Source organism: Halomonas sp. A3H3, assembly GCF_000982975.1.
GTDB lineage: Bacteria > Pseudomonadota > Gammaproteobacteria > Pseudomonadales > Halomonadaceae > Vreelandella > Vreelandella titanicae.
The window spans coordinates 143,338-150,273 of record NZ_HG423344.1; the positions used below are offsets into that span (position 1 = coordinate 143,338).

General features: G+C 63.5%; 8 protein-coding genes. All 8 read left to right on the forward strand.

The features are described 5' to 3' along the window. Window positions 1-1,100: IS1380 family transposase (locus HALA3H3_RS25820; protein WP_053857283.1), on the forward strand; the 1,100-nt coding region annotated here is incomplete at its 5' end. A 564-nt stretch (window positions 1,101-1,664) separates the two neighbouring features. Then, a complete protein-coding gene (locus HALA3H3_RS25825; protein ID WP_022524332.1) occupies window positions 1,665-1,955 on the forward strand; it encodes an SH3 domain-containing protein in 291 nt (96 codons plus the stop codon). 195 nt (window positions 1,956-2,150) lie between these two features. Next, window positions 2,151-2,693: a hypothetical protein gene (locus HALA3H3_RS25830; protein WP_022524333.1), complete on the forward strand. Its 543-nt coding sequence runs from the start codon at window positions 2,151-2,153 to the stop codon at window positions 2,691-2,693. Then, window positions 2,674-3,663, forward strand: coding sequence for an IS481 family transposase (locus HALA3H3_RS25835; protein WP_022524334.1), 990 nt, complete (start codon window positions 2,674-2,676; stop codon window positions 3,661-3,663). The genes HALA3H3_RS25830 and HALA3H3_RS25835 overlap by 20 nt, the downstream gene beginning before the upstream one ends. A gap of 48 nt (window positions 3,664-3,711) precedes the next feature. Further along, complete coding sequence (locus HALA3H3_RS27020; protein ID WP_158414261.1) at window positions 3,712-3,864, forward strand: hypothetical protein; 153 nt, start codon at window positions 3,712-3,714, stop codon at window positions 3,862-3,864. Between the two features lie 333 nt (window positions 3,865-4,197). Continuing rightward, the gene (locus HALA3H3_RS25840; protein WP_022524336.1) at window positions 4,198-4,755 is read left to right on the forward strand and encodes an OsmC family protein; all 558 of its coding nucleotides are present in this window, start codon (window positions 4,198-4,200) and stop codon (window positions 4,753-4,755) included. Between the two features lie 111 nt (window positions 4,756-4,866). Further along, window positions 4,867-5,985: an acyl-CoA dehydrogenase family protein gene (locus HALA3H3_RS25845; RefSeq protein WP_144410473.1), complete on the forward strand. Its 1,119-nt coding sequence runs from the start codon at window positions 4,867-4,869 to the stop codon at window positions 5,983-5,985. Further along, a partial coding sequence (locus HALA3H3_RS25850) for an FAD-dependent oxidoreductase (protein ID WP_053857285.1) occupies window positions 5,982-6,936 on the forward strand: 955 nt, incomplete at its 3' end. The genes HALA3H3_RS25845 and HALA3H3_RS25850, both read left to right, overlap by 4 nt.

Here is a 6,936-nt window from a genome sequence, read left to right on the forward strand (position 1 = left end):
CGGCGACGCTGCGACAGCGGCTGGAGAAACTTGCCGCCAACGACCTGCAGGCGCGCACCGCCACCTGGTCCACGACCCTGCTGTCACTGATCGAAGCACCGATCACCGCCGAGACGACGCACGTCTGCCTGGACATCGACACCTTCGTCATGGACAACAGCAACTCGAAGAAGGAAGGCGTCTCGCGGACCTACCAGAAGGTCGATGGCTACACCCCGATCGCCGCCTATCTGGGCAACGAAGGGTGGTGCCTGGGTCTGGAACTGCGGCCTGGCAAGCAGCACACCATGAAGGAGAGCAACGCCTTCCTGGAGCGGGTACTGCCTCGCGCCCAATGCCTGACCAGGCAACCGATCCTGTTACGCGAGGACAGCGGCTTCGACAGTCAGGCGCACCTGGCGCTTCTCGAACAGCAACGCCAGGTCTTTGCCGACGAGGGGCGCCGGCTCGACTATGTCGTCAAATGGAACCCGCGGGGCTCGGCCACGGCTGATCGAGATACCTGGCTGGCGGTGGCGGCGGACTACTGGGAAGAGCTGCGTCCTGGCAAGCGCCAGGCGCTGTGGCCGCAGACCGTCTCGATCCACGACGACAACAAGACCGAATACGTCGTCCAACGCGTGATGCGCCTGGTAGAGCGCACCGCCGATCGCGATGGCCAGTTGCTGCTCGAACCGGACTATGAGTTGGAAGGCTGGTGGACCAGCCTGGACGAGGCGCCGGAGGCGGTGATCAAACGCTACCAGGCGCATGCCACCCACGAGCAATTCCACAGTGAGATCAAGACCGATCTCGACCTGGAGCGGCTGCCGTCGGGCAAGTTCGCCACCAACGATCTGATCCTGCACCTCGCCCAGCTGGCCTACAACATCCTGCGGCTGATGGGGCAGCTGGGCATGACCGGCGAGCTGAGCCCGGTGCGCCATCCCGCCAAGCGGCGCCGGATCCGCACCGTGCTACAAGAGCTGGTGCATCGTGCGGCGCTCGTGGTTCAAAAGGCGCGGCAGATCATCCTCGACTTCGGGCAGGACATCGGACGCATGACGGTGTTGAACACCCTGCGAAGCCGCCTGCGCTATCCGCGAGGCACGCCATGCTGATCGTCCAAGGCACGGCAGATCATCCTCGACTTCGGGCAGGATATCGGGCGCATGACGGTGCTCAAGACGCTGCGGAGCCGACTGCGTTATCCACGAGGAACGCCATGCTGACCGTCAATCGGCGACACTCTATCCACAAGCAGTTCCAAGCGACACGCGATCGCCAGATATGTCGTGCCTGGCGGGTGGAAAGGCATGACAAAACGGGCCGTCAGCACCGATCAGCACGGTGGGTTTTGGCAATAACGGGCTTGCGAAAGCCAACTTGCACGGGGCGAATGATCAAAAAGTGCTCGCTGGCGGTGATAGGGAAAGTGTCGGCGCCGGCTTCACGGATTCAGGGGTGAGTCAAGATAGTTGGCACGCAGGCTTCGTTCGGTGGGCTATAAATCACGCCGATGGCACGGCGTAAGCAAGCCACCCTGGCGTGCAGTGTTGTCAAGTAGAAACAGGCCCTGCTGAATCCCACTCTGGTGCAGTAGGCCTTCATAGCTTTCTGGGTGATGGGTACCATGACCTTTGCGGACCTCCAGGTCTCGATACTAACTAGAGTTGTGTAGCCACATGAGTACTAAGAAATATCTCGTTATAAGATCCCATGAAAGTGAGTTCCCTAGCCCCATTACTTTCCAAAAAGGTGATTTTCTTACGGTTGGTGAAGAGTATGAAGGGGCTGAAAGCTGGGATAACTGGTTATTTTGCAGTACGTCAGGGCAAGAGCCAGGCTGGGTACCTGGTCAAGTGATTGAGCGCTTCGGTGGCTCTAGCGGGCGAGCACTTGATGACTATACGGCAAGAGAGCTCAATGTGCTGGAGGGGGAGTTACTGGTTGGCACAAGGAGTTTGAATGGTTAGGTATGGTATGAAAAATCTGCCAGCTCAGAATCAGGGTGGGTACCATTAGAGAACTTAAAAGAAGTTTCTGAGTAGCCGCTGTGGCTGGCTAATGAAGCCATTAAGTTTTTCTCCTGTGGACGCTAGGTCTTTTTTCTCTCGATAGCTTATGGCGGCCAGTTGTTGGTAGCCGTACAACTATTTTAGGAGACGTGGATGTCTATTGACCCTATTGCGGTATGGGCGAATATGAAGTTGAAGGTCTGGCCTGAACGGTACTGGATGCTGGATCTTGGCGATGCATCCGCTCAAGATGCTGCGAGCGCGTTTGTCGCGAGTGTTGGCCGCTATAGTTGTTTGATTCGTGACCAAGCCGGTGTGTCAGCTATTGTCGAGGAGGAAGCAGTAGAGCGTTTGAAATCCGAAGCTTCGGTTAGGGATTGCTTCGGCCCATTTCGCGTCGTGTCCACAGATGGAGAGCTCCCTTTCGACGTTATTGGCTTCCTCGGTCCTGTTCTTAAAGTGCTCAATGACGAAGGCATCAAAGCAGGCCCTCAGTGTGGAGCCGTATTCGATCATCTGTTCATTTACGAACGGGATGCTGAACGTGCAAAAGCGCTGATCGAGGGTTTTATTAGCAAAGCTAGGTGTAGGGTCCCGGATGATCAGATCGCCTATAGAAGTTATCCTCTGCTAGCAGCGAGGGAGCTTCTTCAGCAATTCATCCGGGAGCAAGTTCATGGACATCAAGCTGCATAAACAAGCGACCACGACACCGAAGATCCGGGCCGAGATCCAGGCAGCGCCCTCCGGCATCACGGATAGCGAGCTGGCCCGCCAGTATGGTGTCGCCACCGCGACCATACGGCGCTGGCGGTACCGTGACGATGTCCATGATCGATCGCACACGCGTCACAACCTGCTGGCCACGCTCACGCCCGAGCAGGAGGAGGTGCTGATCGCAGCGCGCGAATTCCTTCGCCTCGGTCTGGATGATCTTCTCGTCGTGGCGCGTGAGTTCCTGAATCCCCGGTTGTCTCGCTCCGGCCTGCATCGCATGCTCCAGCGGCGCGACGTGCCGACACTAGCGGAACTGGCTCGGCAGGACGTCGGAGATGACGAGAAGCCGAGGCACAAGCCCTTCAAGGACTACGAACCGGGGTATGTGCACATCGACATCAAGCACCTGCCTCAGATGCCCGACGAGGAGCAAAAACGCTACCTATACGTCGCCATCGATCGCGCCACGCGTTGGGTGTATCTGGAGATCCGAAGCAGCCAGTCCGCGAAGGATGCTCGCGCGTTCATGAAGCAGGTGGAAGAGAAGGCGCCCTTCAAGATCCAGACGGTGCTGACTGACAACGGCAAATCCTTTACCGATCGCTTCACACGTGCAGGTGAGCGCAAGCCCAGCGGCCGGCATCCGTTTGACCAGGAGTGCCAGGCACATGACATCGAACACCGCCTGATCAAGCCGGGAAAGCCGCAAACGAACGGCATGGTGGAGCGCTTCAACGGTCGCATCAGCGACGTGCTGGCGACTCGGCGCTATGCCTCAGGCGAGGACCTGGAACAGACGCTGAAACGCTACACTTGGCTGTACAATCACCACATACCGCAGAAGGCACTGCACCATCAATCGCCTATTGCGATGATGAAAGAATGGCAGACTAAACGGCCTGACTTATTTACCAAGCGGGTAGTTAATCACACGGGACCCGACAGCTAGGGATAGAGTCAATGACTCGACGCAGGGCTTACTACCCAGCAGCGTCTCATGACCCTAGGTGTCGTCTTCGCCAGAAGTCAGCCGGTGACTCGGCCACCAGGGGCGGCGACTTTATCTGACGTCTGCCGTGCGCAACTCAAAGGTGCCCAGGCCCTGGCGCGGCGCCGCAGCCGACCCCGCGCCCTGGAAGGTATCATCTGACAGCGCCCCCGCCGGTTTTCCGGCGGGGGCGCTCTGTTTCTAGCTGCCTGTCCATGTTCCGATGCTAGAGGCGTCGGCCACTTCAGCTGCGCGGTATTGTCATCTTTCCTTTTGTGCGACGCACCAATTGTCGACATTGCCGACAAAATGTCCGACTTTGTCGAGTTGTCACCCTTCGGTTTGTCGGTGTGGTAATGTCTTCAAGTATCTAAAAATAAACATTTTTTTATCCTATTTGTAGGTTTGGCCTAGCGGTTGCTTAGACTTGATGGAGATCAAGGGCGCGCAGTGCGCCAAGCCGAAACGCTACCGACCTAATGACAGGAGAAGACCATGAATACCCTTGCCGACACACCTACCACCGTGAAGAGCCAGCTGCGCCCCATCGACCGTGACGGCCTGCTGGGCTTCGCCGAGAAGGGCCGCAGCAACCCTGCCACCCGGGGCACCAACAAGGTCCACACCGTCACCGAAGGGCAGTACCGCACCATCAGCCACGTCAGCGGGCACCAAGTGGTGGTGGACGAGCCCCTGCACCTGTTCGGCGAAGATACCGCGCCGGCGCCGGGCGAGATCGTGCTCTCCGGCCTGGGCGGCTGCCTGGCGGTGGGCATCACCGCCGTGGCTACCTGGAAGCAGGTCAAGCTGAGCCGCCTGGAGATCTTCCTGGAGGGGGATATCGGCAACCCCGCCGCCTGGGGAGCCGGCGGCGCCGAGAAGCAGCCTCCCGAGATGGGCTTCCAGGAGATCCGCGTCAAGGTGCTGGTCGAGGGCGACGCCAGCCGCGAGGAGCTCGACGAGATCGTCCGGCACGCCAACTTCTACTCCCCGGTGGCCAACACCATGCGTAACCCCATCCCCTTTAGCATCAGCCTGGCGGATCCCGAGTAAGTCGCGCCCCGCGGCGTCACCGGTGCCGCGGCCTTCGAACGTTTTCACGGAGTCATGACCATGATCGACGCCGCAACCGTCACCCCCTCCCGCTCTGTGCCCGTGTCGGGCATGCTATCACCGCCGCTGCCGGATTCCGGTGTCGGGCTCCTGGGCCAGGTCGAGCAGATCGCCGCCGGACCGCTGGCCGAGATGGCCGGGCGCATCGACCAGGGCCACTATCCGCTCGAGATCATGGCGTCCCTGGGGCGCGCCGGGGGCCTGGGGGCCCACCTGGACCGCCGCGGCCAGCGCTTCGACCAGGCCATCGGCGCCATGGCCGAGGTCAGCCGCCACTGCGGCACCACCGGCTTTCTGGTCTGGGCCCACGATGTCTTCGGCCTCTACCTGGAGCAGTCGGGCAACCCGGCGCTCTGCGGTGACTTCCTGGAGCGCCACGCCCGTGGCGACAGCTTCGGCGGCACGGCGCTCTCCAACCCCATGAAGGCGCTGTCGGGGATCGAGAGCCTGGCGCTGCGGGCCCGGCGGGTCCCGGGGGGCTACCGGGTCAGCGGCACCCTGCCCTGGGTGAGCCATATCGCCGCCGGCCAGTACTGCGGCGCCCTGGCCGGGGTCGAGGGCGCCGACGGCAGCCTCTCCCACGAGATCATGTTCGTGCTGCACTGCCGGGAGGAGGTGGCGCTGCGCCAGTGCCCGGCCTTCTCCGGCATGGAGGGCTCGAGCACCTGGAGCATCACCCTCAAGGACTACTTCGTCGGCGAGGATGAGCTGATCGCCGACCCGGCGCGCCCCTTCATCGCCCGCATCAAGGCCGCCTTCATCCTGCTGCAGACCGGCATGGCGGTGGGGGTCACCCAGGGCAGCATCGACGCCATCCGCGAGGTGGAGCCGGCGCTGGGGCACGTCAACCAGCATCTCGACGAGCGCCCCGACGCCCTGCAGGCGGAGCTGGACGAGCTGCGCCAGCGCGCCCTGACGCTGGCGAAGACCCCCTTCGAGGGCGGCCGCGACTTCCTGCTCGAGGTGCTGGACGCCCGGGTGCAGGGGTCCGAGCTGGCGCTGCGCGCCTCCCAGTCGGCGCTGCTCCACCAGGGGGCCAGGGGCTATCTGATGAGCGCGGCTTCCCAGCGGCGCATTCGCGAGGCGCACTTCGTGGCCATCGTGACGCCGGCCATCAAGCACCTGCGCTGGGAGATGGCGCGCCTGATGCGCGAGGAGATGCCGTCATGAGCGAGGAGCGTCCCTTTCAGCAGTACATCTGCCGCGCCTGCGGCCTGATCTACGACGAGGCGGAGGGCGACCCGGACAGCGGCCTGGCCCCCGGCACTCGCTTCGAGGATATCCCCGACGACTGGGAGTGCCCGCTGTGCGGCGTGACCAAGGCGGACTTCGAGCCCTTCGTGCCGAGGGAGCCGGTGGACGCCGTGGCGGCCGACGCCAGCCCCCGCCGCGTCGGTGCGGTGGTGGTGGGTGCCGGCCTGGCCGGCTGGGCGGCGGTGGAGGCCCTGCGGGCCCTGGATCGCGACCTGCCGATCACCCTGGTGACCGCCTGCTCGGGCGACCGCTACCACAAGCCGGAGCTGTCGGTGGCGCTGAGCCGCGGCCAGAGCGCCGATGACCTGGTAAGGGAATCCGGGAGCGAGGCGGCGCGGCGCCTGGGCGTGCAGCTGCTGCCCCGCACCTTCGTCACCGGCCTCTCGCCGCAGCCGCGCCGTTTGCGCACCACCCGCGGGACCCTGAGCTACACCGGCCTGGTGCTGGCCATGGGCGCCCGGCCGGCGCTGCCCGAGGCGCTGCCCGAGGCGCACTGCTGGCGGGTCAACGACCTGGCCGGCTGGAGCGGTCTGCAGCGGGCCCTGGCCGACGGGCCGGCGCGGGTGGCGGTGGTGGGGGGCGGCATGGTCGGCTGCGAGCTGGCCGAGGATCTCGCCCGGGCCGGTCATCGCGTGAGCCTGCTGGACCGCCACGCCTACCCCCTGGCCGGACTGCTGCCGGAGGCCGCCGGGCGTCGCCTGCTGGCCGCCCAGCGGGCGCTGGGCATCGCGGTGCGCCCGAACGTCGCGGTCGCGGGCGTCGAACGCAACGCGGCGGGGGAGCGGGTGGTGCAGCTGGCCGACGGAGAGCGGCTGGTGGTGGATCAGGTGGTCGCCGCCACCGGGCTTGCCACCGAGCCGCGCCTGG

Bases quoted from the DNA above. Each gene is read 5' to 3' on its own strand.
- HALA3H3_RS25825 (WP_022524332.1), top strand. From the start codon at position 1,665: ATGAGTACTAAGAAATATCTCGTTATAAGATCCCATGAAAGTGAGTTC.
- HALA3H3_RS25830 (WP_022524333.1), top strand. From the start codon at position 2,151: ATGTCTATTGACCCTATTGCGGTATGGGCGAATATGAAGTTGAAGGTC.
- HALA3H3_RS25835 (WP_022524334.1), top strand. From the start codon at position 2,674: ATGGACATCAAGCTGCATAAACAAGCGACCACGACACCGAAGATCCGG.
- HALA3H3_RS27020 (WP_158414261.1), top strand. From the start codon at position 3,712: ATGACCCTAGGTGTCGTCTTCGCCAGAAGTCAGCCGGTGACTCGGCCA.
- HALA3H3_RS25840 (WP_022524336.1), top strand. From the start codon at position 4,198: ATGAATACCCTTGCCGACACACCTACCACCGTGAAGAGCCAGCTGCGC.
- HALA3H3_RS25845 (WP_144410473.1), top strand. From the start codon at position 4,867: ATGCTATCACCGCCGCTGCCGGATTCCGGTGTCGGGCTCCTGGGCCAG.